The organism is Metasolibacillus meyeri, assembly GCF_003049505.1.
GTDB lineage: Bacteria > Bacillota > Bacilli > Bacillales_A > Planococcaceae > Metasolibacillus > Metasolibacillus meyeri.
Genome location: NZ_PYWN01000154.1, coordinates 1 through 24,732 on the forward strand (window position 1 = coordinate 1; position 24,732 = coordinate 24,732).

A 24,732-nucleotide genomic window follows, 5' to 3' on the forward strand; every position below is an offset into this window, starting at 1 on the left:
GCAGATAAATCACGAGAAAGCGCAGATATCTCGAAGAATTCGCAGATAAATCATAGGAAAGCGCAGATATCTCAGAGAATCCGCAGATAAATCATAGGAAAGCGCAGATATCTCGAAGAATCCGCAGATAAATCATGGAAAAGCGCAGATATCTCGAAGAATCCGCAGATAAATCATGAGAAAGCGCAGATATCTCAGAGAATCCGCAGATAAATCACGAGAAACGCAGATATCCCAAAGAATTCGCAAATAACTCATGGAAAAACGCTAATAACACGCAAAATCCACCTAAAGCTCACGGAAAAGGAACGCAGCTAATGTCAAAGATCTTCAGTCACTTACGCCTCACCATAAGTGATTGAAGACATAATTTTGGAAAAACAAGCAAGTGGAAGTCTTGACAATATCATCGCTTTATTATACCATCACACTAGTGAACTAAAGTATTGTATTGAGGTGCGTAATGATGTCTACGATAAAATTATTTGAAAAACCGCTAGGAATGCGTGATACATTCCCACAAACGTATGAAAAATTAGAGGCAATTCGAGCACAAGGGCGACATTTTTTATATGCTCGTGGCTATGATTTTATAAAAACACCATCAGTGGAGTATTACGATACAGTAGGGAAGGCCTCTGCTATCCCTGATGCTTCTCTCTTTAAGCTAGTGGATAATCAAGGTAATCTCCTGGTATTGCGTCCTGATATGACGACACCGATTGCGCGTATTGCAACAGCTAAGCTATTGAAGGAAAAAATCCCACAGCGCCTCGCCTATTTTGCAAGTGTTTTCCGCGCACAGCAAACGGAGGGGGGACGTCCAGCCGAGTTTGAGCAAATGGGGATTGAGTTAATTGGTGATACCTCTGTTTTTGCAGATGCAGAGGTGATTATCACAGCAATTCAGCTGCTCCAGCAATTAAAGATTAAAGCTTTTACAATTACGATTGGACATGCACGTGTATTACAAGCGATTTTGCAGCACTACACGATGAATGATGAGCAGATGCATGCATTGCGTCAATTATTAGTAGAGCGCAATTATGTAGGGTTTGAGGAAACAGTAGTGTCATTTAATTTACCGCAGGAAAATAGCGACATTTTACTTCAATTTATTGAGGAAGCAATGAATGTGCAATCGGTTCTTACAATAGAGAAATACGTAGTCAATGCAAATGAATTAACATATATGTATGAGCTAGAGCAATTGCTAAAGCAAGCAAATTTAATGGACTATATTACGTTTGATTTTACAATTGCGAGCCATATGAATTATTACACAGGTATGCTGTTTGAAGTATTTGCGGCAGGTAGTGGTTTTCCTCTTGGTAATGGTGGTCGCTATGATGGGCTTTTAGCACATTTTGGCTCAGAGGTTGGAGCGACAGGCTTTGGCTTACGTGTAGACCGGTTATTAGAAATTATTCCAACGAGTGATTCGATGGTAGTAACCATTTTGCTGTTATTTGAGCCAGCTTTGTATAGTGAAGCATTGCAACGTGCAGTAAATTTACGCGCAGATGGTCGTCGTGTGACAATGCAGGTGATGAATGATTTAACAAATATTGCTGCATATCAAAGGCAATTTAGTGAGGTTATTTACGTGCAAGAGGAGGAGCAGCAATGACAGAGTTAACGATTGCAATGCCGAAAGGGCGCATTTTTATGGAAGCATGCAAAATATTAGAAAATGCAGGTTTTCAATTACCTGATGACATGGAAGAAACCCGAAAGCTAATGATTGCAATTCCAGAGGAAAATATTCGCTTTATTTTAGCAAAGCCAATGGATGTACCAGTTTATGTAGAGCATGGTGTTGCGGATATTGGCATTGCAGGGAAGGATGTTTTATTAGAGCAGCAGCGCACGGTGCATGAACTACTCGATTTAAAAATTAGCACCTGCTATATTGCATCGGCAGGCTTACCTAATACAACGATGAACGAGGTAGCACCACGCATCGCAACAAAATATCCACATATTGCGACGAAATATTATAAAGAAATTGGCGAACAGGTTGAAATTATCGAATTAAATGGTTCTATCGAGCTTGCACCGATGATTGGGCTAGCAGATCGCATTGTCGATATAGTGTCAACTGGACGTACGTTAAAGGAAAACGGGCTTGTGGAATATGAGCATATCGCAGATGTTTCATCACGTTTAATTGCAAATCCCGTAAGCTATCGTTTAAAAAGTGTGCGCATTCAAGAGATGGTAAGTCGTTTAAGAAAATGTGTTCAGTAGAGAGAAGGGCTAATGTATGCAAATTATAACATTAACTAATCATATTTCGTTAAAGCGCCCATTAGAGGGGGGCAATGAACAGCAACTAGCTGTCGTGCGTGAGGTGCTTGCCAATGTCAAGGCGCAGGGTGATACAGCAATTCGTACATATAGCGAAAAATGGGATGGTGTTGCCTTAACCGATTTTCGTGTGTCGCAAGGAGAGATAGATCAAGCTTTGGCAAATTTCGATCAAGTGTTGTTACAAGATTTAACAGAGGCAGCAGCAAATATTCGCCTTTATCATGAACAACAGCACCGCACAGGTTATAAGTTACCTTTAGCAGATGGCTCTTATTTGGCACAGCGCATTATACCATTAGAGGCGGTGGGGTTATACGTGCCGGGTGGTTCAGCGGCTTATCCATCATCGGTATTAATGAATGTGATTCCAGCACAAGTTGCAGGGGTAAAACGCATCGTTATCACATCACCTGCTAGTAAAAATGGTCAGTTGCCAGATGCGGTGCTTGTAGCGGCACATATTTTAGGGGTAACAGAAATTTATAAAATTGGTGGTGCACAAGCGATTGCGGCATTAGCTTATGGCACGGAAACAATTGCACCTGTGGATAAAATTACAGGGCCAGGCAATATCTATGTGGCATTGGCGAAGCGTGAAGTATTTGGCGAAGTGGCGATTGATATGATTGCAGGACCGAGTGAAATTGCTATATTAGCAGATGAAACCGCCTATGCAGATGAAGTGGCGGCTGATTTATTATCACAAGCAGAGCATGATGCATTAGCATGTGCGATTTTAATTACAACATGTGAATCGCTCGCAGAGGAAGTAGCCGAGGAAGTGGAACGACAGCTGTCTACATTACCGAGAGAAAGCATTGCGCGACAAGCGATTGAGCGTTTCGGGCAAATTTATATTGCGGAAACGGTGGAAATGGCCATTGCGGCAGTGAATTCTTTAGCGCCGGAGCATTTAGAAATTATGACAGTAAATGCGGAGGAAGATGCACAAAAAATTACACATGCAGGTGCAATTTTTATCGGACGTTACAGCTCAGAGCCTGTCGGTGATTATTTTGCAGGCACGAACCACGTTTTGCCAACAAATAGCACAGCACGCTTTGCGAGTGGCTTGAATGTCGATGATTTTATTAAACGCACAAGCATTGTTTATTATAGTGAGCAAACGTGGAAACAAAATGCTCCAAAGATTGCACGTTTAGCGAGATTAGAAGGGCTAGAAGGGCATGCTAGAGCGGTTGAGGCGCGCGGCTGGGAAAAAGGAGAGATATAAAGATGCGGTACGCAAAAATAGAACGCAAGACAAATGAAACGAAAATTACAGTAGAGTTAAATTTAGATGGAGAAGGACAGGCACAAATTGAGACAGGCGTACCTTTTATGGATCATATGCTCGACTTATTTATGAAGCATGGCTTATTTGATGGCAAAATTATTGCAGATGGTGATACGCATATTGATGCACATCATACGACAGAGGATATTGGTATTGTGTTAGGGCAGGTGGTGCGTGAAGCACTAGGCGATAAAAAGGGTATTAAGCGCTATGGCAATGCTTTTGTACCGATGGACGATGCCTTAGCACAAGTTGTCGTGGATTGCTCGAATCGTCCACATTTAGAGTATCGTGTAGTGCCAACATTAACAGAAAAAGTAGGCATATTCGACACGGAGCTTGTCCACGAATTTTTATGGAAATTTGCATTAGAGGCACGTATGAATGTCCATGTCATCGTCCCATATGGACATAATACGCATCACATAATTGAGGCAATTTTCAAGGCGTTAGCAAGAGCGTTAGACGATGCAATCCAGATTGATCCACGCGTAAAAGGTGTACCGTCAACAAAGGGGCTGTTAACGTGAGAATTGGCATAATTGATTATGGTATGGGCAATTTATTTAGCGTTGAGCAGGCGTTAAAGCGTTTAGGCGTCGACGTTACTGTGACGGCAGATAGAGCGCAATTAGATGCGATGGATGCTCTTATTTTACCGGGGGTAGGTGCATTTCCAGACGCAATGAAACGCCTGCACGATGCAGGGCTGACCTCCTTTATTGAATCGACAAAGAAGCCGTTGCTTGGTATTTGCCTTGGTATGCAGCTTTTATTTGAAGAAAGCGATGAAGTGGCTTATACAAAAGGGCTTGGCATTTTTTCAGGGCGTATTACAAAGTTTCAGAAGATACCGCGCATTCCACATATGGGCTGGAATGACTTACAGTTTGCACAGATGCCAAATTGGCTGACATCATTGCAAGAGGAGCGCTTCGTTTATTTTGTACATTCCTTTTATGCGAGCGAGTTAAAGCGGGAGGAGCTTGTTGCATTTGCGGATTATTACGATGTGCAAGTACCTGGAATTGTAGCGAAAAATAATTTTACAGGCATGCAATTTCATCCTGAAAAATCAGGACAGTTCGGCTTATTCTTATTGCAGCAATGGTTGGAAGGTGTGAAGCAATGTTAACGAAACGTATTATTCCGTGTTTGGATGTCAAGGATGGACGCGTTGTAAAAGGAATTCAGTTTGAGTCATTACGCGATGCGGGTGATCCTGTAGAGCTTGCGACATTTTATGATGAGCAAGGCGCAGATGAGCTTGTTTTTTTAGATATTTCAGCTTCTTATGAAGGGCGCGCGACGATGGAGGGTGTCGTACGTCAAACAGCAGCTACCTTAGCAATCCCCTTTACAGTTGGTGGAGGTATTCGCACATTGGAGGATATGAAGCGTATATTGCGAGCTGGTGCAGATAAAGTATCGATCAATACGTCCGCATTGGAGCGCCCGGTGTTAATTCAAGAAGGAGCAGATTATTTCGGTTCACAATGTATTGTCGTGGCGATTGATGCACATTTTTGTGAAGAAGATGGCACATGGATGGTTTATACGCATGGCGGACGCAATAAAACAACATGGCAAGCCGTTGATTGGGCGGAAGAGGCGGTGCGTTTAGGTGCTGGTGAAATTTTATTAACGAGCATGGACCGTGACGGTGAAAAATCAGGCTTTGATGTTGCCTTAACAAAGGCGATTCGTGATGCGGTAACAGTGCCTGTCATTGCAAGTGGTGGTGCGGGGAATGCGGAGCATTTTGCTGAAGTATTGAAAAATGCTGATGCTGCGCTAGCCGCGTCCATTTTTCATTACAAAGAAACGAGCGTAGCTGCAATTAAAGCATATTTACGTGATAAAGGAGTTTGTGTGCGATGATTGATGTGAAGTTTAATGAACAAGGTTTAATAACGGCTGTCGTACAAGATGCGAAAACGAAGGAAGTATTGACAGTTGCTTATATGAATGAGGAATCTTTAGCAAAAACCATCGAAACAAATGAAACATGGTTCTTTTCGCGCTCGCGCAATGAATTGTGGCATAAAGGAGCAACAAGTGGCAACACGCAGCAAGTCGTTTCGATTACGACAGATTGCGATCGTGATGCTTTAGTTGTCGAGGTGTTACCAGCAGGTCCAGCATGCCATAATGGCACAATCTCTTGTTTTACAGAGGAGCTTGTACGCAATGAGGATGTCGGCTCTGTCAGCATTCTTTCAAAATTAAGCGAGTTAATTAAAGAGCGAGAACAAGAGATGCCAGAAGGTGCATATACGACCTATTTATTCGATAAAGGTATCGATAAAATTGGCAAGAAAATTGGTGAGGAAGCGATGGAAGTCGTCATCGGTGCCAAAAACCGAGATACGGAAGAAGTAAAGTGGGAAGCTGCTGACTTAATGTATCACTTGCTCGTATTATTGCAGGAGCAAAAGGTCGATATTTACGAAGTGTTAAAGGTGCTAGAGGAAAGACATCAGAAAAAATAAACTGTAGGAAAAGCATGCATATGTATGCTTTTCTTACAGTTTTTGTTTTTTATTGCTATAATTAATAGGTAGTCCTGTTGCTTTATTGATTATTGGAGCTGCTTCATTAACTAATTTATGTTAGTTTTTTCTACTAGTAGGAGTTCGAGAGAAAGGTATTTATATTGAAGAGCATTCCCTAATTATACACAAGGAATATGGTGATTATTCCTTTAAAAGGAGTTGATTGAAATTGGATAAACATACAGAAAAACTATTCAAACTTTCAAAATGGGCATATTTCCTGTTATATGTTCCATTATTCGGATATGCATTAAATCCGGATTTATATATCTTTTGGTTAGCTGTGTTATTTATTGGAGGATGGATAATCCTTCTTAAAAATAGGCTAATTAAGAAAAATATGAAAACAAAAATCGTATTAACTGAGGTTCTTACTACATTAGGATTAATTTTTGTGATATTTTCTAATTTGATGCCTATTGTAAAACAGCTGATTGTGTTAATAACTGCTACAATTATTATTTATAAACATACAAAATTAATATTTTCAGGTAATTTAACTTGATGAACCATTCGATGTATTAGAAACTACAACGAATGATGCGATAAAATTTTTGAAAAAGACCATTCGTGTTGGTAAGCGCACTGAAAAAACAAAAAAATAACAGCAGCACTTGTGGGAGTGATAGGTCATTCTCGCAAGTGCCTTTTTATTTTCACATGCGCTTCCCGTAGCATATAATGAAGAAAATAACTTGAGGTAGTGAGTTGATAATTGCTAAACTGGAAGCCTGTTCATTAAGTCTCTGAGGCTTTATCGAACCAAGAGACTTATATCCAAATCAATGAACTTATTGACTCTTTCTAAAACGATTCCTCAATGACAAAAAAGTTGAAAATCAAGAACCTATCAAGGAATTTTTTTGAGCGTGTTCGCATAATCAATATGATTTAGACGTTCATGACAAAGACAAAATAAAACAATGACTATTAAATTGTTTATGCTATAATAATATGAAAGTTATATGGGGCTGTTGAATAAATTTTGATATGTGAAAATAATAGTTCGTTAGTGCTATTTGGTTAAATTTTGCTGTGAGGCAAGATTTGTTTCTGAACGGCTAGCGCTTTACTAAAATGCGTATAGGCTGTTGGAGAAGAGTGGGATGTACCTGCTTTTTCCAACAGCCCCTATTCTTGTTTCGGAGGAAATATTGTTGGAAAATAAAGAACAAAGAAAAGAAAATATCGTCTCCTTTGTGCCAACTGGTGATTACTATTATAACAAAGCAGTGAAGGCGCTAGAAAAGGAGCAAATTGATAAAGCTTATAAATATTTAAAGCGTGCTGTGGAATTAAATCCAGATGATGTGCGTGTTTTAACACAGTACGGTCTTTTAGAGATAGAGGCTCAAAACTATGAGCATGCATATGAATTAATTCATACAGCATATAGCTTGGAGCCAAGCAATGCGGAAATTATTTTTTTACTAGCAGATGTTTCAGGCTGTTTAGGTTTAATACATGATGCCCAAAAATATGCTGAGCAATATTTAGCACAGGAGCCAGAGGGTATATATGCGCTCGATGCATATGAAATTTTAGACTTTGTAGAATTTGAGCAAGATTTATCCGAAGACGTGGATGAGCAAGATGCAGAGAAATTAATTGCACAAGAAAAGGCACGTCGCTTGATGGAGCAAGGAGCTTTTCCGAAAGCCATCGAAGTGCTAGAGCAGTTGATTGAAAAATTCCCTGATGCATGGCCGGCTTATAATAATTTATCGCTTGCCTATTTTTATATTGGTGAAAAAGAGCATGCATATGCACTATTAAAGCAGGTTTTACGTGAAAATCATGGCAACTTACATGCGCTTTGTAATCTAGCTGTTTTTGCTTATTATGAGCGCGAGGAAGAAGAGCTGGAAGGATTGACAGCTTTATTGAAAAAAATCCAGCCTTATGATTGGGAAAATCGTTATAAGCTTGGTGCGACTTTAGCTTTAATTGGGGAATACAAGGTCGCTTATAAATGGCTACGTTCGATGCATAAGCGAGGCTATGACGGTGATCCAGGCTTCTATTATTGGCTGGCACAGTCTGCCTATTTCTCTGAGCAGGAGGAGGTAGCACAAGCTGCATGGAAAACATTGCTTGCTTTAGACCCATCAAAGGAAGGGCTAGAGCCATGGCATATGAATTCACTCACTTTAGGAGAGCAGGCATTAGAAAAAAATCGCGAGTTAATTATTGAGAAAATCAATAGTAACTATACATCAGATCGCTTATTTGGCTTTTTTATTTTAAAGCATTCACCACATAAACAGGAAATTATCGCGCATCCTAAATGGATTAATATTGAGCAATATAATGAAACAGAAAAGCTTTGTTTAGCTTATGCGCTTGGACATGAATTTTCGATGCAAACAGAGGCTGAAAAGGGCCTCGTACGTTTTTTAGAAGTAGCGGAGAGATTATTTGAAACACGCAACCAGCTCAACTACGCTACAGCATCTGCGCTGCAATTATGGTTTTCCATTGGTGAGCTAGCGTTACGTTCAAGCTATGCTTTTAAAAATCCTGTTGCTATTGCGGCAGCGATAGACTATATGTTGCAATCGGCATTGGGAGATAATGTGACGAAAAAGCAATGTGCAGAAAATTATCATGTTAGTGTAGCGACATTGACGAAATATATGAATGAGTTATTGGCATTTGTACCGACAGAGTTCGAATAGGCATTTTATTTGAAACTAGCTTTTGAATTGTATACGATGAATGCAGTCTAGTAGTAGAGTTCTGAGGAGGATTTTTTTATGGTAGAGGAAAAAATTTATGATGTAGTCATTATTGGTGCTGGGCCAGCAGGAATGACAGCAGCGGTTTATGCATCTCGTGCAAACTTAGCTACATTGATGATTGAGCGTGGTATTCCAGGTGGGCAAATGGCGAATACGGAAGAAGTTGAAAACTATCCCGGTTTTGATCATATTTTAGGACCAGAATTATCAACGAAAATGTTTGAGCATGCAAAAAAATTCGGCGCTGAGTATGCTTATGGTGACGTAACAGAAATCATTAATGGTGAGCAATATAAAACGATTGTTTCTGGTAAAAAAGAATATAAAACACGTGCGATTATTATTTCGACAGGTGCAGAATACAAAAAAATGGGCGTGCCAGGCGAGCAAGAGCTTGGTGGACGCGGTGTTAGTTACTGTGCAGTATGTGACGGTGCGTTCTTTAAGCAAAAGAATTTAATCGTTGTCGGTGGAGGAGATTCTGCTGTAGAAGAGGGTGTCTATTTAACACGCTTTGCAGATAAAGTAACAATTGTTCACCGCCGTGACAAATTACGTGCACAAAAAATTCTTCAAGATCGCGCATTTGCGAACGAAAAAGTGGACTTCATTTGGAATTCAACAGTAAAAGAAGTGAATGAAGATAATGGTAAAGTAGGTAGCGTGACATTAACATCTACAGTAGATGGTACAGAAACAGAAGTGAAAACAGATGGTGTATTCGTATATGTCGGCATGCTTCCGCTAACTGCACCGTTTGCAAAGTTAAATATTTTAAATGAAGCAGGCTATGTTGTAACGAATGAAAAAATGGAAACAGCCGTACCAGGTATTTTTGCGGCTGGAGATGTGCGTGATAAAATGCTTCGTCAAATCGTAACAGCGACAGGTGACGGCAGTATTGCTGCACAATCCGCACAGCATTTTGTTGAGGAATTAAAGGAAAAGCATCAACTTTAATCGAACTTTAATAATGCTGTAACTTTCTTGCAACAATCAAAGGGTATACTAAATGTATTAGTGAATCTCCCTTTTTTAGGTTGTTTCTGCTTATTTGCAGAAGCAGCCTCTTTTTTGTGCTTAAAACAGCTTAAGCAATGTATAATTAAAGCATAGCAATTGAATTAGAGGTGAAGATATGCAAAGAATCGCCAATTTATTAGCAATACAGGATGGCAAAGCCTTATTATTACAAAAACCAAGGCGTGGGTGGTATGTAGCGCCAGGTGGGAAGATGGAGAGCGGTGAATCCATTTTTGAGGCAGCTGTTCGTGAATTTCAAGAAGAAACGAATACAACACCGAAAAATGTTCATTTAAAAGGTGTCTATACGATGGTTATTAAGCGAGAGCAAGAAATCATTAACGAATGGATGCTTTATACGTTTGTTGCACATGGCATTGAAGGTGTACCTTATGAGGAAACGAAGGAAGGTATACTTGGCTGGTTTGATATCAATCAATTGCACCATTTACCAATGGCTGAAGGAGATCGAACGAATTTATTGTTTGTTGCATCACAACAAGGGATACAATACGGTACTTTTGAGTATACAGAGCAATTTGAGCTTTTAAGTGAAACGATACAAAATTCACAGGAATAAAGTGAATCTAACACTCTAAGGGACTTCATCTCCCATGGACGGTTAGCTTCACCATTCAAGTTTTGTGAACCGTCATTTTGCTCCAACTTTTGAAGCGAATGATCTTACAGCTTGTTAATACAGGATAACAGAAGGGAGAACTAATCGATATGGATAATCAAACGTATGCACAGGAACTAGTAATTATTTCAGGAATGTCTGGCGCTGGTAAGACGGTAGCAGTGCAAAGTTTTGAAGATTTAGGATTTTATTGTGTCGATAACATTCCACCAGAGTTACTAACAACATTTTTAGCGCTAATGCGTGATTCAGAAAGGAAAATTTCACGGATAGCAGTTGTGATGGACTTACGTGGGCATCAATTTTTTGAATCGGTATCAGCCGTTTTAAATGAATTAGCAAATCAAGAAGATATTCAAGGAAATATTTTATTTTTAGATGCCGATGATGAGGCCTTGGTAAGACGATATAAAGAAACGCGACGCTCACATCCATTATCGCCTGCTGGTTTACTGTTAGACGGCATTAAGTTAGAGCGTCAGTTGCTTGAAGAGATTAAGAGTCATGCAAAAACGGTTATTAATACATCGACATTAAAGCCAAGAGAGCTACGTGAAATTATTACGAGTAAATTTGCTCATTCAAACAAGCCAATTTTCTCGGTGAATGTGATGTCCTTTGGCTTTAAACATGGCATGCCTATTGATGCCGATTTAGTATTCGATGTACGCTTTTTGAAAAATCCATATTACGTTGAAGAGCTACGACAAAAAACGGGCTTGCAAACAGAGGTTTCATCCTATGTTTTAGCGACAGAGGAGACGCAGCAATTAATCGCAAAGTTAACAGATTTATTACAATTTATGGTTCCTCTCTACAGGAAAGAGGGGAAATCTCAATTAGTTATTGCATTTGGCTGTACAGGAGGTCAACATCGCTCTGTCACATTAGCTGAATATTTTGGCAAGCTGCTTGGCCAAATCGAGCATACAATTGTGACACATCGAGATATTAATCGTAGAAAGGCTTGATGGGATGGAGAAACGCAATAAAAAAATCGTAGTCATCGGTGGGGGCACAGGGCTTTCCACCGTTATACGAGGTTTAAAAAAGAAGTCCTTTGATATTACAGCGATCGTTACTGTAGCGGACGATGGTGGATCTTCAGGACGCCTTCGCGATGACTACGATATTCCACCGCCAGGCGATATACGCAATGTAATTGCTGCACTATCCGATGTGGAGCCGCTAGTTGAGCAAATGTTTCAATACCGCTTCTCTCACTCGGAAGATTTAGGTGGACATTCATTAGGGAATTTAATGTTAACGGCATTGACAGATATCACAGGTGATTTTAGCCATGCGATTGCGGAAATGAGTAAAGTGCTCAATGTACATGGTAAAGTATTGCCTGCGTCTAATAAAAAAGTAACATTGCATGCAGAGTTAGTAGATGGCACGTACATTGAAGGAGAGTCACGCATTCCACAAGCAGAAGTAGCCATTAAGCGGGTGTTTTTATCACCAGGAGATGTAGCTCCTTTGCCAGCTGCGATTCGCGCGATACATAGTGCTGACTATATTTTAATTGGTCCTGGTAGTTTATATACGAGTATTATTCCAAATTTATTAGTAGAGGAAATTGGTACGGCTGTTCTCCGCTCGAAAGCTGAAAAAATTTACATCTGTAATTTAATGACACAAAAAGGTGAAACGTCAAAGTATAGCGCGGCAGATCACATCGAAGCGATCCACGCCCACATGAAAGCACCATTTATTCAAAAGGCGCTCGTGAATGATTTTACTATTCCACAAGCGGTTATTGATAGTTATCAGGTGGAGTGTGCAGAGCCAGTTACGGTTGATGTGGAGCGCATTGAGCAAATGGGCATTGAAGTCATTCAAAAGGAAATCGCACTTATTAAAAATAATACGGTGCGACATCATACAGGTAATGTGGCACAATGGTTGGAAGAGTATAACGAACAAAAACAGAGAAGAAAGAAAATGTAGTGACGCAATGTATTTTTGTAGAGAAAGGGGGAGGCATAGATGTCGTTTGCATCGGAAACAAAAAAAGAGCTGACACAGGTAGACGTAGATGATGCAAGTTTAAAGGCGGAAGTTTCTGCGTTAATTCGTATGAATGGTTCTTTATCATTTGCCAACCGCCAGCTTAGCTTAGATATTCAAACGGAAAACGCTGCGATTGCAAGACGGCTTTATACGATTGTGAAAAAGCTTTACCCGTATAATGTAGAACTGCTTGTTCGAAAAAAGATGCGTTTAAAGAAAAATAATGTCTATATATGCCGATTGCGTGAAGGCGCTCGAGAACTGTTAACAGATTTACAAATTATTTCAGATGAATTTCAATTTAACCATGCAATCGCACAATCGCTAGTTCAGAAAAAGAATCATAAAAGAGCATATTTACGTGGTGCTTTTTTAGCAGGGGGTTCAGTTAATAACCCTGAAACATCGTCTTATCATTTGGAAATTTATTCATTGTATAAAGAGCATGGTGAGGCACTTGCAGAGCTAATGAATACTTTCCAGTTAAATGCGAAAACAATTGAACGAAAAAAGGGTTTTGTCACTTATTTAAAAGAGGCTGAAAAAATTTCAGATTTTTTAAGCTTAGTAGGTGCTCATCAAGCGATGCTGAAATTTGAAGATGTGCGCATTGTACGAGACATGCGAAATAGTGTGAATCGTATCGTAAATTGTGAAACCGCAAATTTGAATAAAACGATTGGCGCTGCATTGCGCCAAGTTGAAAATATACGTTATATCGATAATGCTATTGGACTAGATCAACTACCTGAAAAGCTGCGTGAAATCGCGCGTCTACGTGTAGAGTATCAGGACGTGACACTGAAGGAGCTAGGTGAAATGGTATCAACAGGCGTTGTTAGTAAATCAGGTGTCAACCATCGCCTGCGCAAAATCGATGAAATTGCCGAAGCTATTCGACGTGGAGAAAAAATATAAAGTCAATGACATTTTGACGTAATTGTGTCCAGATTTTTTGAGTGCGCCAGAGGAAGTTAACCTAAAATCGTTATGTCGTATGACAATGGTTAACTGACCTGGTCACTCTGCAAAATCTATGACATCAGCTAAAGGATTTGAGGCAACAAGATGTTGGCCATTCAGTCGTTATCACAGGACGTGAGGATGTTACACTGAGTTCTTTTTTCTCAATGGAAATATATTGTTATTTAAGCATTCGTCTTGTTACTGACCTGAAGTGGGAATTTTCTTCACCTGTCGTTTCACTTTCAGTACAAAAAAACATTGCTAAATCAAAGTAAATTTGAAAACGAATACATTGTTCTTTTCCTATAAATTCGATAAGATAAGGTCATATAGATGCGCGGCATAGGAAAGGGAGAAAAGAGAATGATTGAAAATCAAGTAGAAGTCAAATTAAAATCGGGATTGCAGGCAAGGCAGGCAGCACTTTTTGTACAGCAAGCAAATCGCTATAAATCGGATATTTTTTTACAAAAGGACAATAAAAAAGTAAATGCAAAATCCATTATGGGTGTGATGAGCTTAGCGATTGCAAAAGGCACGCAAGTTACTTTAATCGCTGCTGGCGATGATGCGGAAAAAGCGGTAGCTGCACTAACCGAATTTATTGAACAGAAAGACTGAAATGAAAAATGATGTATAAATATAGAGAAGCTACAAGTGAAGAAGTTGAATTTATTGAAGGTCAACTAACGGAATATAATCTGCGAAAAAAACCACTATTACAGGAGAAGGAATTCATTTCTTTTAAACATGTAGTGGAGGATGATGGCAAAATAATCGGTGGTGTATTTGGTTATTCTTCTTACTATAAGATTGGTTATATTGACACATTGTGGGTTGATGATAATTATCGCCATAAGGGAATTGGCACGAAACTTTTAAAAGCAATCGAAGCGGATTTACACGGCTTTGGCTGTGAGGTTATTCGTGTCGAAACCTTTGATTTTCAAGGACCTGAGTTTTATAAAAAGAATGGCTATGAGGAGTTTGGCTCTCTCTATTATCCAAATGCAAATCTTCATGAAATTTTCTTGAAAAAATAAATAGTTACGGTCAGAGGGCATCCGCCAACTGGCCATTTTTTATGAAAAAATAAAATAGAGGCGGTCTAGAAAATCGAAAATGCCTCTGAGTTTAGGTTTCCCTTATTCGTTTTAAAAGAAAGGCACTTTTTTTATAAATGAGCTATTATTTCAACAAAACAGCAAAAAGTGTCTGAAAAGTGGTACGTTAGACCATTTTTCAGACACTCTCTTTCTTTATTAAAACCGATAAACCTTTATTGCTCACTTATTTATATTCAAATGCTAGTTGTCATGAATTAAAAAAGTCAATCATAAGTAGTTTAAAGAGAGGTGGATAAGGCTCAATCGGTACAGTGTGATATCGCCTTTATCCATCAACTCCCTCTTATGGGCAATTAGGCTGCTAAACTAATTGGCTCATAAATCAGGTCTTGCTATACAAAATATAATATTGAAACAGTAAAATGGTGCCCTCGGAGGGAATCGAACCCCCAGCGGAAGAACCGGAATCTTCAGTGTTATCCATTACACCACGAGGACAAGTGCAAAAATTGTGCAAAGCTCTGAATGGTGATAAAATCGTCGTAGTATGTAAAAATTAACGACCTTCCTATTATACAAACGTCAGATGAATATTTCAAGATAAATTTACAGAGTTTATATTTGACCTTTATTGACTATTATGTGTATGATAAGAATACAGTTGAAGAAGCTTAACTTTTCAACAAATTAGTATATGCATTTACCTTTTATAAAGGAGGATTTTTTTATGAATTTAATTCCTACAGTAATTGAACAAACAAACCGTGGTGAGCGTGCTTACGATATCTATTCACGCTTGCTAAAAGATCGTATTATTTTATTAGGTAGCGCAATTGATGATAATGTAGCAAACTCAATTGTAGCACAGCTATTATTTTTAGAAGCTGAAGATCCAGATAAAGATATTTCTTTATACATTAACTCTCCTGGTGGTTCAATTACAGCAGGTATGGCAATTTACGATACAATGAACTTCATCAAACCAAAAGTACAAACAATTTGTATCGGTATGGCTGCATCGATGGGCGCATTTTTATTAACTGCTGGTGAGCCAGGTAAACGCTTTGCTTTACCAAACGCCGAAGTGATGATTCACCAACCACTTGGTGGCGCACAAGGGCAAGCGACTGAAATCGAAATCGCTGCAAAACGCATTTTACACTTACGCGAAAAATTAAACACTATCATGGCTGAAAAAACAGGTCAAGATTATGCAACACTTGCTCGCGACACAGACCGCGATAACTTTATGACGGCTGAACAAGCAAAAGCTTACGGCTTAATCGATGAAATTATCGACCGCAATCAAGTAAAATAAGAAAAAGCTACCTGGAAAATTATTTTCAGGTAGCTTTTTGTTGATTGATTGACTGAAGTCGCTGATATATTGAAAATATCGCTGATAAATCATCGGAAATCGCTGATATATTGTGAATATCGCCGATAAGTTAATTTGCTCTAAAAATGAGTGCCTCCCCCAAGAGGAGGACGCTCATTTTTTAATTTGGCATATTCTTTGCCATTTGCCCTTGACCGTACATGTTCAGCATTGCCTGCATATCAGATGCTGCTAATTGTGGCACTTGATATTCACCTTTTTTGTTTTGGTAAATTGAAATTTCATAAGCCATTTCAATGCAGTTTGGTATGGAATCTTGTAGCACACGACGTAACACAGGGTTACATGTTTCGAGCGCTGCCTTTGCTTTTCCTGTAGCACCAACCTTATGTGTGCTTAATATACATCCTGCGATAATGGAATCATCTAGCTCGCTAGCCGCTTGCATTGGCTTTTTCGGTTCGCTTGGTGTGATGCCGTATTTGAAATCGTTGCCTGTTTGCATATTATATGTGCGAGTCGGATGTTGAGGATCATGACCAGTTTTATATGCTTCGACTGTAATATTATATTCATCGAGCATAAACGCGTATTGTTTGTCCATAATGGAAAGTAACTCTGGATCCTGTACATGGTCTCGCAGCAATACAAATTGGTTTAAGCCGCCAATCATTGCGCTTAAAACTTCGTGTACATCAAAAAGTTCATGTCCACCATGATTTGTGGAAAGTGGTCCTGATGATTGTTGTTGTTCCTGTTGAAAGTCGCCTGTCATTCATTTTTCCTCCTATCAAATGTCGTACATTTTATAGGTTGGCTAACTTATGCTATTTTATACATAGCGAATTGAAAGAGGGATGCTTATGAAAACAGTCAATTTTTATTCAAGACCGAATTGCCATTTATGTGAAGAAGGCTTACTTACATTAAAGCTTGTGCAAGAAGATTGTACGTTTGAACTCAATATTATCAATATAGAGGAAAACGATGCCTTACATGAAAAATATATGCTGATGATTCCAGTCGTCACGTATGAAGGGCAAATTCTTCAATACGGGATGCTTGATTACGTAACATTATTTGAAGCACTGCAACCTTGAGGGTGCTTCAATTCGTCATTATTCTATTTTTTTAGACAAAAGAATTGCCAAAATTTATATACGTGTATATAATGTACGTATGAAGTAATTTTTTTTGCTTTGTGTGGGACATAATTTATTTAGTGGGACGAAAAATGTCCAACATATTTATTCTGTATGACAAGGCAATCATTTATTGAACTACGTAATAGAAGGATTGTCTATCGGAGCTAGAGTCATGAGAGCTAACAATGAAGCTGCACTTTATGGAAGGTGATGTTTTGAACAGAAATTCTTTATATGAAGTACAGCGAAAACTGCTACCCGAAATGGATGATTTGCTCAAAAAACGCTTTCGCTTATTGCAGGCAATTGCATTACAAAGCCCTGTTGGAAGAAGAGCTTTAGCTGATATTTTACAGCTAACAGAGCGTGATGTTCGCAAGGAGACGCAAGTTTTAAGTGACCAGCAATTGATTCAAATTCAAGTAAAGGGCATGGTTTGTACAGAACTTGGGTATACCGTTTTAGAGCAATTGAAGACATTGTTCCACGAGCTAACGGGTATTTCTAAAAAGGAGCAGCAGCTGAAGGCAGCGCTCAAAATTAATCAAGTCATTATCGTTCCTAGCGATATTGAACAAGATGTGAGTACTTATGCTTTAATAGGAAAAGAAGCAGCATCCATTGTTATGCAAAAAGCACAGCCGAACTGTAAAATAGCAGTTACTGGCGGTACATCGGTTAGCTCGATTGGACCGTACCTACAGCCTCATAAAGCTTTACAAAACGCACAGTTTATCGCAGCTCGCGGAGGAATTGGCGATGAAATAACGATGCAGGCAAATACGCTTGTTGCACAATTTGCTGAGCAATGTCATGCAACGTATCGCACGTTATTTTTACCAGAGCATTTAAGTGAGCAAGCATACAGCGCAATGAAAGATGAGCCAATTGTCAAAGAAATGATTGAGCTTTACGACAATATTAATATTGTTATTCACGGCATTGGTGATGCGATGGAAATGGCTGACCGCAGGCAAAGCAGTGAGGAAGACAAGCAATTATTGCTTGAAAAAGGTGCGATTGGTGAGGCGTTTGGCTATTATTTTGACGAACAAGGGCAAATTGTTCATCATATTCGTACAATCGGTATTCAGCTAGAGCAAGTGCAGCAAAGCGATTGTATTATCGCCATAGCAGCAGGAGCGAGCAAGGCTAAATCGGTACAAGCTTATTTTAAAAATCCAGTTAGAAACACAATTTTTATTACGGATGAAAGTGCAGCAAATGCAATTTTAGAAAATCTATAACGGGCAATTAAGCTCTTATAAATAAATTTTTGGAGGAATTTCAAATGGCAGTAAAATTAGCAATTAATGGATTCGGACGTATTGGACGCAAAGTATTTCGTGAAGCAATGAATAACAGTGAAGTGGAAGTAGTTGCAATTAACGACTTAACAGATGCAGGTCAACTTGCACACCTATTAAAGTATGACTCAGTACACGGTATCTATGATGCTGATGTAAAAGCAGGAGAAAATTCTTTCACTGTGAACGGTACAGAAATTAAAGTATATGCAGAAAAAGATCCAACACAATTACCTTGGGGCGAATTAGGTGTGGACATCGTACTTGAATGTACAGGTATTTTCAACAATAAAGAAAAATTAGGCTATCATTTACAAGCGGGTGCTAAAAAAGCGATTCTTTCAGCGCCAGCAAAAGGTGATGTACCAACATACGTAATGGGTGTAAACCACGAAGATTACAATCCAGAAACAGATGACGTATTATCAAATGCTTCTTGTACAACAAACTGTCTTGCACCATTAGCAAAAGTGTTAGATGAAAAATTTGGTATCGAGCGCGGATTAATGACAACAATCCACTCTTACACAAATGACCAACGCATTCTTGACTTACCACATGCTGACTTACGTCGTGCACGTGCAGGGGCGTTATCAATGATTCCAACAACTACAGGTGCAGCAGTAGCCGTATCAAAAGTATTACCACAATTAAAAGGTAAATTAGATGGCTTCTCTATGCGTGTACCAACACCAAACGTATCTTGTGTGGACTTAGTTGCAACATTAAACAAAGAAGTGACAGTAGAAGAAATCAATGCAGCCTTTAAAGAAGCAGCAGAAGGCGAATTAAAAGGTATTTTAGATTACAACGAGCTACCATTAGTATCAACTGATTACAATGGCAACGTAAGCTCTTCAACAATCGATGGACTTTCTACAATGGTATTAGAAAATAAACTTGTAAAAGTTATTTCATGGTATGATAACGAAAGTGGTTACTCTGCACGTTTATTAGATCTTGCATTATATGTGGCAAGCAAAGGTCTTAACAAATAATATAGCCTGAGTAAAAAGGGAATGGAGGAAGGGATTTTTCCCTTGCTCCATTTTTTAAATTAGAAATGGCAAGACATTGGGTGTGACTTTTGCTACTATAAAAATAAGTGCGCCGCATAGCGTGAATAAAGCACAACCAATAATGTTGAAGGGAGCTTTTTTATGTTAAATAAAAAGACGATGAAGGATATTGATGTAAAAGGGAAGCGCGTATTTGTACGTGTTGACTTTAACGTGCCAATGGAAGAGGGCCATATTACAGATGACACACGTATTCGTGCAGCATTGCCTACAATTCAATATCTAGTTGATGCAGGTGCAAAAGTCATTTTAGCCTCCCATTTAGGTCGTCCTAAAGGTGAAGTAAATGAAGATATGCGTCTAACAGCAGTAGGAACACGCTTAGCTGAATTAATCGAGCGCCCTGTAACGAAATTGGATGAGTCAATTGGCGAGACGGTAGAGGCGGCGATTGCAGAAATGCAAGAGGGCAAAATCGTATTATTAGAAAATGTTCGCTTCCATAAAGGTGAGGAGAAAAATGATACGGAGCTGGCGCAAAGCTTTGCAAAATTAGCGGATGTCTATGTGAATGATGCATTCGGAGCAGCGCATCGTGCACATGCTACAACAGAGGGCATTGCAAAATTCATTCCTGCTGTATCAGGCTTGTTAATGCAAAAGGAATTAGATGTTTTAGGAAAAGCCTTATCAAATCCAGAGCGCCCATTCACAGCAATTATCGGTGGGGCGAAAGTAAAAGATAAAATTGGTGTTATTGAAAATTTATTAGAAAAAGTAGATCACTTAATTATTGGTGGCGGCTTATCATTCACATTTATTAAAGCGTTAGGACATGATGTCGGTAACTCTTTATTAGAGGAAGATAAAATTGAATTAGCGAAAAGCTTTATCGATAAAGCGAAGGAAAAAGGCGTGCAATTACATATGCCAATCGATACTGTTGTAGCAAATGAGTTTTCAAAGGACGCAGCTACTCAAGTAGTAGATGTTGATGCAATTCCAGCAGGTTGGATGGGACTTGATATCGGACCAAAAACAGCAGCAAATTATGCAGATGTGATTGCAAAATCAAAGCTCATTATTTGGAACGGGCCAATGGGTGTGTTCGAAATGGAGAAGTTCGCAAACGGTACGAAAACAGTTGCAGACGCAATGGCAGCAACAGAAGGCTACACAGTTATAGGCGGTGGCGATTCAGCGGCAGCGGTTGAAAAATTCGAAGTAGCAAGCAAAATGAATCATATTTCAACAGGTGGCGGTGCAAGCTTAGAGTTAATGGAAGGCAAAGAGTTGCCAGGCATTCTCGCGTTAAATGACAAATAATCATTGGAGGCAAAAATATGCGTAAACCAATTATTGCAGGAAACTGGAAAATGTATAAAACATTTGATGAGGCTGTGGAGTTTGTAGAAGCAGTGCAAGATAAAATTCCATCAAATGATAAAGTGGATGCAGTTGTTTGTGCACCAGCTCTTTATTTACCGATACTTGTACAAATTCAAGCGGAGTCAGAGCTAGCGATTGGTGCACAAAATATGCACTTTGAAAATGAAGGTGCATTTACAGGAGAAGTAAGCCCTTCGCAGTTAGCGAGTGTAGGTGTTGATTATGTTGTATTAGGTCACTCAGAGCGCCGTGAAATGTTTAATGAAACAGACGAGGCTGTGAATAAAAAAGTACGTGCAGCTTTAAATCATAGTATCGTACCAATTATTTGCTGTGGTGAAACGCTAGAAGAACGTGAAGCTGGTCAAACGACAGCGAAAGTATCTGGGCAAATTCGTGCAGCATTAGAGGGCTTCACAGCTGAAGAAGTAACCCATATGGTCATCGCATATGAGCCAATTTGGGCAATCGGCACAGGTAAAACAGCAACTGCTGATGATGCGAACGAAACATGTGGTGCGATTCGCGCAGTTGTAAATGAGTTATATGGTAACGACGTTGCGGAAGCGATCCGCATTCAATACGGCGGCTCTGTAAAACCAGAAAATATCGTTGAATTGCTTTCAAAAGAACATATTGACGGTGCATTAGTAGGTGGAGCAAGCTTACAGCCAGAATCTTATTTAAAATTATTGGAGGCGGGGGCAAATGCCTAAAAAGCCGATAGCATTAATTATTTTAGATGGCTTTGCACTGCGTGACGAAGTAAAAGGAAATGCAGTAGCGCAAGCAAATAAGCCAAACTTTGACCGTTACTGGAATGTCTATCCGCACACAACGTTAACAGCGAGTGGTGAGGCGGTAGGGCTTCCAGATGGGCAAATGGGGAACTCTGAAGTTGGGCATTTAAATATCGGCGCAGGGCGTGTTGTTTATCAAAGCTTAACACGTATTAATAAGTCGATTCGTGAAGGTGACTTTTTCCGAAACGAAGCATTTTTACAAGCGGCAGAGCATGCGAAAAAGCATGGTTCAAAGCTACATTTAATGGGGCTTTTATCTGATGGTGGCGTACATAGCCATTACGAGCATCTTTTTGCATTATTAAAGCTCGCAAAAGCAAATGGAGTGGAAGATGTTTATGTACACGGCTTTTTAGATGGACGTGATGTCGGTCCAACGACAGCATTAGAATATATCGAGGAAACAGAAAAGCAGATGGAAGAAATCGGCGTTGGTTCATTTGCAACAATTCATGGTCGCTATTATGCAATGGATCGTGATAAGCGTTGGGATCGTGTCGAGCTATCGTATAAAGCATTGGTGGATGGTGTCGGTCAAACGGCGGCAACAGCAAAAGAGGGTGTTTCTTCCTCTTATACACGTGAAGTCGTTGACGAATTTGTGGTTCCATTCGTCATTACGAAAGAAGGACAACCAACTGCAACAGTTGATACGGATGATGCGGTTATTTTCTTCAACTTCCGACCAGACCGTGCGATTCAGTTATCGAAAGTATTTACAAATCCAGCATTTGATGGTTTTGCTCTTTCAGAAAAACATCCTGAAAACTTAAAGTTCGTATCATTTACACATTATAGCGATGAAGTGAATGCAATCGTTGCTTATGAAAATGATAATTTAGTGAATACTGTAGGAGAGGTCATTGCTGCAAACGGCTTAAGACAGCTCCGCATTGCTGAAACAGAAAAATATCCGCATGTGACATTTTTCATGAGTGGTGGGCGTGAGGAGAAATTTGCTGGTGAGGAGCGTATTTTAATTGCTTCGCCAAAAGTCGCGACATATGATTTACAGCCAGAAATGAGCGCATATGAAGTGACGGATGCACTTTTAGAAGCAATTGAAGCAGAGCGTTTTGATGCCATCCTATTAAACTTTGCAAACCCTGATATGGTTGGACATAGCGGTATGTTAGAGCCAACGATTAAAGCAATTGAAGCAGTGGATGAATGTTTAGGAAAAATAGTTGATGCCATCCTTGAAAAAGGCGGAGCAGCAATTATTACGGCTGACCATGGTAACTCAGATGAGGTCATTACACTCGATGATTTACCGATGACAGCCCATACAACAAACCCTGTCCCAGTTATTGTGACGCAAAGAGAGGCGGTCTTAGAGCAAGATGGTATTTTAGCAGACCTTGCACCAACAATGCTCGCGCTTCTTGAAGTGGAACAGCCAGCTGAAATGACAGGTAAGTCATTAATTATGACAACAAAATAAGCTTAACGAAAAAGGAGAATGTAACATGCCATTTATTACACAAGTTTATGCTCGCGAAGTATTAGATTCACGCGGTAACCCAACAGTAGAGGTAGAAGTATTTACAGAGTCAGGCGCATTTGGTCGCGCAATCGTACCATCTGGTGCATCAACTGGTGAATATGAAGCAGTAGAATTACGCGATGGCGACAAAACTCGCTATTTAGGTAAAGGCGTATTAAAAGCGGTTGAAAACGTCAATACAATTATTGCAGAAGCACTAGAGGACAACTTCTCTGTATTAGACCAAGTTGTTGTGGATCAAGCGTTAATCGAGCTTGATGGTACAGAAAACAAAGGTAAACTAGGTGCCAATGCAATTTTAGGTGTTTCAATGGCGGTAGCACATGCAGCAGCAAACTACTTAGATATGCCATTATACCAATACTTAGGCGGCTTCAATGCGAAGCAATTACCAGTACCAATGATGAACATTTTAAATGGTGGAGAACATGCGGATAACAACGTCGATATCCAAGAATTCATGGTAATGCCTGTAGGCGCAGAATCTTTCACACACGCATTACGCATCGGTGCTGAAATTTTCCATAGCTTAAAAGCGGTATTAAAAGAAAAAGGCTTAAACACAGCTGTAGGTGACGAAGGCGGCTTCGCACCAAACTTAAGCTCAAACGAAGAAGCAATTACAGTTATTTTAGAAGCAATCGAAAAAGCAGGCTACAAGCCAGGCGAAGAAGTACGTTTAGCAATGGATGTAGCGTCTTCAGAGCTATTTAATAAAGAAGATGGCAAATATCACCTAGATGGTGAAGGCGTTGTGAAAACTTCAGAAGAAATGGTTGACTGGTACGAGGAATTAACATCGAAATACCCAATCATCTCAATCGAGGACGGCTTAGATGAAAACGACTGGGCTGGCCACAAATTATTAACAGAGCGCATCGGTCACCGCGTACAGCTAGTAGGCGATGATTTATTCGTAACGAACACAGCGAAGCTTTCTCGCGGTATCGAGGAAGGCGTAGGCAACTCAATCCTAATCAAAGTAAACCAAATCGGTTCGCTAACAGAAACATTCGACGCAATCGAAATGGCAAAACGCGCTGGCTACACAGCAGTTATCTCTCACCGCTCTGGTGAATCAGAGGACGCAACAATTGCAGACATCGCTGTTGCAACAAACGCTGGTCAAATTAAAACAGGTGCACCGTCTCGTACAGACCGCGTAGCTAAATACAACCAATTATTACGCATCGAAGATCAACTAGATGCAACTGCACAATATTTAGGCTTAAAAACATTCTACAACTTAAAATAAGATGCAACGGCTGCTGGGAAAATTTCTCGGCAGCTTTTTGTTTGTGAACTAGTTAATAAAATGGAGAAGTCGCAAATATGTTTGAGAAGCCGTCAATAAATCGGGGAAGCCGCAAATATATTTTGAGAAGCCGCAAATATATTTTGAGAAGTCGCAAATATATTGGGAAAGTCGCAAATATATTTGAGAAGCCGCAAATAAATTGGAAAAGTCGCAAATAAATTTTGAGAAGTCGCAAATATATCGGGAAAATCGCAAATATATTTGAGAAGTCGCAAATATATCGGGAAAATCGTAAATATATTTGAGAAGTCGCAAATAAATTGGGGAAGTCGCAAATAAAATCGAGA

25 protein-coding genes and 1 tRNA gene are annotated in these 24,732 nt (G+C 39.5%); 24 read left to right on the top strand and 2 right to left on the bottom strand.

The annotated features are described in order from the left end of the window. Positions 1-466: 466 nt before the first annotated feature. From C9J34_RS18385 to C9J34_RS18460, 16 genes are all read left to right on the top strand, one after another. Positions 467-1,630 carry an ATP phosphoribosyltransferase regulatory subunit gene (locus C9J34_RS18385; RefSeq protein WP_107841636.1) on the top strand — a complete coding sequence of 388 codons (1,164 nt, stop codon included), beginning with the start codon at positions 467-469 and terminating at the stop codon, positions 1,628-1,630. Continuing rightward, entirely contained in the window at positions 1,627-2,250 is a 624-nt protein-coding gene (hisG, locus tag C9J34_RS18390; protein ID WP_107841637.1) for an ATP phosphoribosyltransferase, read from the top strand. The genes C9J34_RS18385 and hisG overlap by 4 nt, the downstream gene beginning before the upstream one ends. Before the next feature lie 16 nt (positions 2,251-2,266). After that, complete coding sequence (gene hisD / locus C9J34_RS18395; RefSeq protein WP_107841638.1) at positions 2,267-3,547, top strand: histidinol dehydrogenase; 1,281 nt, start codon at positions 2,267-2,269, stop codon at positions 3,545-3,547. A 2-nt stretch (positions 3,548-3,549) separates the two neighbouring features. Further along, positions 3,550-4,140: an imidazoleglycerol-phosphate dehydratase HisB gene (gene hisB, locus C9J34_RS18400; protein ID WP_107841639.1), complete on the top strand. Its 591-nt coding sequence runs from the start codon at positions 3,550-3,552 to the stop codon at positions 4,138-4,140. Then, positions 4,137-4,745 carry an imidazole glycerol phosphate synthase subunit HisH gene (hisH, locus tag C9J34_RS18405; protein ID WP_107841640.1) on the top strand — a complete coding sequence of 203 codons (609 nt, stop codon included), beginning with the start codon at positions 4,137-4,139 and terminating at the stop codon, positions 4,743-4,745. Before hisB ends, hisH begins: the two co-directional genes overlap by 4 nt. Next, on the top strand, positions 4,739-5,491 hold the full coding sequence (gene hisF / locus C9J34_RS18410; protein ID WP_107841641.1) for an imidazole glycerol phosphate synthase subunit HisF: 753 nt from the start codon (positions 4,739-4,741) through the stop codon (positions 5,489-5,491). The genes hisH and hisF overlap by 7 nt, the downstream gene beginning before the upstream one ends. After that, positions 5,488-6,102, top strand: a complete 615-nt coding sequence (gene hisIE / locus C9J34_RS18415; RefSeq protein WP_107841642.1) for a bifunctional phosphoribosyl-AMP cyclohydrolase/phosphoribosyl-ATP diphosphatase HisIE — start codon at positions 5,488-5,490, stop codon at positions 6,100-6,102. The genes hisF and hisIE overlap by 4 nt, the downstream gene beginning before the upstream one ends. Positions 6,103-6,334: 232 nt before the next feature. Then, the gene (locus tag C9J34_RS18420; protein WP_107841643.1) at positions 6,335-6,670 is read left to right on the top strand and encodes a hypothetical protein; all 336 of its coding nucleotides are present in this window, start codon (positions 6,335-6,337) and stop codon (positions 6,668-6,670) included. 652 nt (positions 6,671-7,322) lie between these two features. Continuing rightward, the gene (locus tag C9J34_RS18425; RefSeq protein ID WP_107841659.1) at positions 7,323-8,843 is read left to right on the top strand and encodes a tetratricopeptide repeat protein; all 1,521 of its coding nucleotides are present in this window, start codon (positions 7,323-7,325) and stop codon (positions 8,841-8,843) included. Positions 8,844-8,921: 78 nt separating this feature from the next. Further along, the gene (gene trxB / locus C9J34_RS18430; protein WP_107841644.1) at positions 8,922-9,866 is read left to right on the top strand and encodes a thioredoxin-disulfide reductase; all 945 of its coding nucleotides are present in this window, start codon (positions 8,922-8,924) and stop codon (positions 9,864-9,866) included. A gap of 178 nt (positions 9,867-10,044) precedes the next feature. Beyond that, on the top strand, positions 10,045-10,509 hold the full coding sequence (locus C9J34_RS18435) for an NUDIX hydrolase (protein WP_107841645.1): 465 nt from the start codon (positions 10,045-10,047) through the stop codon (positions 10,507-10,509). Between the two features lie 149 nt (positions 10,510-10,658). Further along, on the top strand, positions 10,659-11,540 hold the full coding sequence (gene rapZ, locus C9J34_RS18440; RefSeq protein ID WP_107841646.1) for an RNase adapter RapZ: 882 nt from the start codon (positions 10,659-10,661) through the stop codon (positions 11,538-11,540). 4 nt (positions 11,541-11,544) lie between these two features. Next, positions 11,545-12,522, top strand: a complete 978-nt coding sequence (locus tag C9J34_RS18445; RefSeq protein ID WP_107841647.1) for a gluconeogenesis factor YvcK family protein — start codon at positions 11,545-11,547, stop codon at positions 12,520-12,522. Between the two features lie 39 nt (positions 12,523-12,561). Next, positions 12,562-13,503: a DNA-binding protein WhiA gene (gene whiA / locus C9J34_RS18450; RefSeq protein ID WP_107841648.1), complete on the top strand. Its 942-nt coding sequence runs from the start codon at positions 12,562-12,564 to the stop codon at positions 13,501-13,503. A 411-nt stretch (positions 13,504-13,914) separates the two neighbouring features. After that, positions 13,915-14,172 (top strand): HPr family phosphocarrier protein, encoded by a 258-nt coding sequence (locus C9J34_RS18455; RefSeq protein WP_107841649.1) that lies wholly within the window; start codon positions 13,915-13,917, stop codon positions 14,170-14,172. Between the two features lie 11 nt (positions 14,173-14,183). Beyond that, entirely contained in the window at positions 14,184-14,594 is a 411-nt protein-coding gene (locus C9J34_RS18460) for a GNAT family N-acetyltransferase (protein ID WP_193769075.1), read from the top strand. Between the two features lie 447 nt (positions 14,595-15,041). Here the strand turns inward: C9J34_RS18460 and C9J34_RS18465 are convergent. Continuing rightward, positions 15,042-15,116, bottom strand: a tRNA-Arg gene (locus tag C9J34_RS18465). A gap of 229 nt (positions 15,117-15,345) precedes the next feature. On the opposite strand from C9J34_RS18465, the gene clpP reads away from it, so the two are divergent. After that, the gene (clpP, locus tag C9J34_RS18470) at positions 15,346-15,936 is read left to right on the top strand and encodes an ATP-dependent Clp endopeptidase proteolytic subunit ClpP (protein ID WP_107841651.1); all 591 of its coding nucleotides are present in this window, start codon (positions 15,346-15,348) and stop codon (positions 15,934-15,936) included. Positions 15,937-16,117: 181 nt separating this feature from the next. Here the strand turns inward: clpP and C9J34_RS18475 are convergent, their stop codons facing one another. Beyond that, on the bottom strand, positions 16,118-16,732 hold the full coding sequence (locus tag C9J34_RS18475) for a spore coat protein (protein ID WP_107841652.1): 615 nt from the start codon (positions 16,730-16,732) through the stop codon (positions 16,118-16,120). An 88-nt stretch (positions 16,733-16,820) separates the two neighbouring features. Between C9J34_RS18475 and C9J34_RS18480 the strand changes: the two genes are divergently transcribed. From C9J34_RS18480 to eno, 7 genes are all read left to right on the top strand, one after another. Further along, positions 16,821-17,057 carry a glutaredoxin family protein gene (locus C9J34_RS18480; protein ID WP_107841653.1) on the top strand — a complete coding sequence of 79 codons (237 nt, stop codon included), beginning with the start codon at positions 16,821-16,823 and terminating at the stop codon, positions 17,055-17,057. A 230-nt stretch (positions 17,058-17,287) separates the two neighbouring features. After that, the gene (locus tag C9J34_RS18485) at positions 17,288-18,349 is read left to right on the top strand and encodes a sugar-binding transcriptional regulator (protein ID WP_238600707.1); all 1,062 of its coding nucleotides are present in this window, start codon (positions 17,288-17,290) and stop codon (positions 18,347-18,349) included. 44 nt (positions 18,350-18,393) lie between these two features. Beyond that, complete coding sequence (gene gap / locus C9J34_RS18490; RefSeq protein WP_107841654.1) at positions 18,394-19,407, top strand: type I glyceraldehyde-3-phosphate dehydrogenase; 1,014 nt, start codon at positions 18,394-18,396, stop codon at positions 19,405-19,407. A 162-nt stretch (positions 19,408-19,569) separates the two neighbouring features. Continuing rightward, complete coding sequence (locus C9J34_RS18495; protein WP_107841655.1) at positions 19,570-20,754, top strand: phosphoglycerate kinase; 1,185 nt, start codon at positions 19,570-19,572, stop codon at positions 20,752-20,754. Between the two features lie 17 nt (positions 20,755-20,771). Beyond that, positions 20,772-21,533, top strand: a complete 762-nt coding sequence (gene tpiA, locus C9J34_RS18500) for a triose-phosphate isomerase (RefSeq protein WP_107841656.1) — start codon at positions 20,772-20,774, stop codon at positions 21,531-21,533. After that, positions 21,526-23,064: a 2,3-bisphosphoglycerate-independent phosphoglycerate mutase gene (gene gpmI / locus C9J34_RS18505; protein ID WP_107841657.1), complete on the top strand. Its 1,539-nt coding sequence runs from the start codon at positions 21,526-21,528 to the stop codon at positions 23,062-23,064. Before tpiA ends, gpmI begins: the two co-directional genes overlap by 8 nt. Before the next feature lie 25 nt (positions 23,065-23,089). After that, entirely contained in the window at positions 23,090-24,382 is a 1,293-nt protein-coding gene (eno, locus tag C9J34_RS18510; RefSeq protein WP_107841658.1) for a phosphopyruvate hydratase, read from the top strand. Positions 24,383-24,732: the final 350 nt, after the last annotated feature.

Coding starts and splice junctions, on each gene's coding strand:
- gap (WP_107841654.1), top strand. CDS start 18,394: ATGGCAGTAAAATTAGCAATTAATGGATTCGGACGTATTGGACGCAAA.
- C9J34_RS18445 (WP_107841647.1), top strand. CDS start 11,545: ATGGAGAAACGCAATAAAAAAATCGTAGTCATCGGTGGGGGCACAGGG.
- C9J34_RS18495 (WP_107841655.1), top strand. CDS start 19,570: ATGTTAAATAAAAAGACGATGAAGGATATTGATGTAAAAGGGAAGCGC.
- trxB (WP_107841644.1), top strand. CDS start 8,922: ATGGTAGAGGAAAAAATTTATGATGTAGTCATTATTGGTGCTGGGCCA.
- C9J34_RS18475 (WP_107841652.1), bottom strand. CDS start 16,732: ATGACAGGCGACTTTCAACAGGAACAACAACAATCATCAGGACCACTT.
- hisB (WP_107841639.1), top strand. CDS start 3,550: ATGCGGTACGCAAAAATAGAACGCAAGACAAATGAAACGAAAATTACA.
- tpiA (WP_107841656.1), top strand. CDS start 20,772: ATGCGTAAACCAATTATTGCAGGAAACTGGAAAATGTATAAAACATTT.
- C9J34_RS18385 (WP_107841636.1), top strand. CDS start 467: ATGTCTACGATAAAATTATTTGAAAAACCGCTAGGAATGCGTGATACA.
- clpP (WP_107841651.1), top strand. CDS start 15,346: ATGAATTTAATTCCTACAGTAATTGAACAAACAAACCGTGGTGAGCGT.
- hisF (WP_107841641.1), top strand. CDS start 4,739: ATGTTAACGAAACGTATTATTCCGTGTTTGGATGTCAAGGATGGACGC.
- hisD (WP_107841638.1), top strand. CDS start 2,267: ATGCAAATTATAACATTAACTAATCATATTTCGTTAAAGCGCCCATTA.
- whiA (WP_107841648.1), top strand. CDS start 12,562: ATGTCGTTTGCATCGGAAACAAAAAAAGAGCTGACACAGGTAGACGTA.
- C9J34_RS18455 (WP_107841649.1), top strand. CDS start 13,915: ATGATTGAAAATCAAGTAGAAGTCAAATTAAAATCGGGATTGCAGGCA.
- C9J34_RS18485 (WP_238600707.1), top strand. CDS start 17,288: ATGAAGCTGCACTTTATGGAAGGTGATGTTTTGAACAGAAATTCTTTA.
- rapZ (WP_107841646.1), top strand. CDS start 10,659: ATGGATAATCAAACGTATGCACAGGAACTAGTAATTATTTCAGGAATG.
- gpmI (WP_107841657.1), top strand. CDS start 21,526: ATGCCTAAAAAGCCGATAGCATTAATTATTTTAGATGGCTTTGCACTG.
- C9J34_RS18460 (WP_193769075.1), top strand. CDS start 14,184: ATGTATAAATATAGAGAAGCTACAAGTGAAGAAGTTGAATTTATTGAA.
- hisG (WP_107841637.1), top strand. CDS start 1,627: ATGACAGAGTTAACGATTGCAATGCCGAAAGGGCGCATTTTTATGGAA.
- C9J34_RS18435 (WP_107841645.1), top strand. CDS start 10,045: ATGCAAAGAATCGCCAATTTATTAGCAATACAGGATGGCAAAGCCTTA.
- C9J34_RS18480 (WP_107841653.1), top strand. CDS start 16,821: ATGAAAACAGTCAATTTTTATTCAAGACCGAATTGCCATTTATGTGAA.
- hisIE (WP_107841642.1), top strand. CDS start 5,488: ATGATTGATGTGAAGTTTAATGAACAAGGTTTAATAACGGCTGTCGTA.
- eno (WP_107841658.1), top strand. CDS start 23,090: ATGCCATTTATTACACAAGTTTATGCTCGCGAAGTATTAGATTCACGC.